2 protein-coding genes are annotated in these 1,533 nt (G+C 75.7%); both read left to right on the top strand.

Annotated elements, in window-relative coordinates; genetic code table 11:
* Positions 1–320, top strand: a 320-nt coding sequence (locus ADY01_RS37790; RefSeq protein ID WP_107081907.1) for a lasso peptide biosynthesis B2 protein, incomplete at its 5' end; no start/stop codon positions are given.
* 111 nt (positions 321–431) lie between these two features.
* Positions 432–1,505 carry a hypothetical protein gene (locus tag ADY01_RS35540; protein ID WP_049581007.1) on the top strand — a complete coding sequence of 358 codons (1,074 nt, stop codon included), beginning with the start codon at positions 432–434 and terminating at the stop codon, positions 1,503–1,505.
* Positions 1,506–1,533: the final 28 nt, after the last annotated feature.

Genomic DNA, 1,533 nt, shown 5'->3' with positions numbered 1-1,533 from the left:
GCGCAGCCCCCGCCACAGCCCACCAGGCCGCCACCGCCCGCCGGGCCGTCGTCGCGGCCAGCGTCCGCTGCGCCGGGCGGGCCTGCCTGCAACGCTCCCTGGCCGCCACGCTGTTCTGCCGCCTGCGGGGGACCTGGCCCACCTGGTGCGCCGGGGTGCGCACCGACCCGTTCCGCGCCCACGCCTGGATCGCCGTCGACGGCCGCCCCATCGGCGAGCCGGCGGGCACCGACCGGTACACCCCGCTGGTCGCCGTCGCCCCGGGACCCCCAGGACCATCAGGGCCACCGGGAGCACGCGGAGGTTCCCGACCCGGCTGAGCGCGCGGGCCGTTGCGTACCGCGACTGGCACGTCACCTCCCGGCCACCCGCCCGTCGCCGGAGCGCCGCACGAATTGACGATTCTTCACCGTGTGAGACGCGCATGGGGGATGGTTCTGGCGGTCGTGCTGCTCGCCGGGGTGGGAGCCGCGGTCGTTCTCGGCCGCGGCGACGGCGGCGACGCGGGGGGCGGGGAGGGCGTCGCCGCCACGACCGTCAGCGGGGTGATCGGGTCGGAGAAGACCGAGTTCTTCTCCGACCCCGACGTCGTGAAGGCGCTGGCCGACGAGGGCCTCACCGTGCGCACGCAGCCGGTCGGCTCCTGGGCCATGGACGACGCCGACCTGGCGGGCTACGACTTCGCCTTCCCCTCCAGCCAGGGCCCCGCCGACGCCCTGCGCGCCGAACGGGACGACGTCGGCGCCCCGTTGCGCCCGTTCTACTCGCCGCTCGTGGTGCTGGCCCACCGCCAGGCGGCCGAGGTGCTCGCGGCGAACGGCCTGGCGACCCTGGAGGGCGCCGGCCGCGGCCTGCTGTCCATGTCCGCCTACCTGGCCGCCGTCGAGGAGGGCCGCACCTGGCAGCAGCTCGACGGCGCCGAGGCGCACGACGGCCTCACCGGCACCCTCTACATCTCCACCACCGACCCCCGCACCTCCAACTCCGGCGCCCTGTACCTGGCGGCGGCCTCCTTCGTCGCCAACGAGGGCGAGGTGGTGTCGGACGACGCGGCCGTCGAGCGCACCGCGCCGCTGCTGCGCACACTCGTCCAGGTCCAGGGCACCCAGCAGTCCAGCTCCGACGGGCCGTTCCGCGACTTCATCAGCGGCATCGGCAACCCGCTGGTCCTGGCCTACGAGTCGCAGGTCGCCTCGCTGCTGATCCGCGGCGACGACGCGGGCGACATGGTGGTCCTCTACCCGGACACGACGGCCACCAGCGACCACACCGTCGTGCCCCTGACCGACGGCGGGCAGCGGCTCGGCGAGGCGCTGGCGAACGACCCCGAGCTGCGCCGCCTCGCCGTGCGGCACGGGTTCAGGCCCCAGGGCGCCACCGCCGAGTTCACCGAGGCGGTCTCCGCGCACACCGCCTTCCTCGACGAGGGGCTCGGAGGCGTGCGGCAGGCCCCCGTCCCCACCACGGACGTGCTGCGGACCATGGCCGAACGCGCCAGGGCCTAGCGGCGCCCCCCCACACGTCGAGCACCCC

Origin of the sequence: Streptomyces sp. SBT349 (genome assembly GCF_001083795.1) — a bacterium.
Classification (GTDB): Bacteria; Actinomycetota; Actinomycetes; order Streptomycetales; family Streptomycetaceae; genus Streptomyces.
This window is presented reverse-complemented; position numbering and strand designations above follow the sequence as displayed.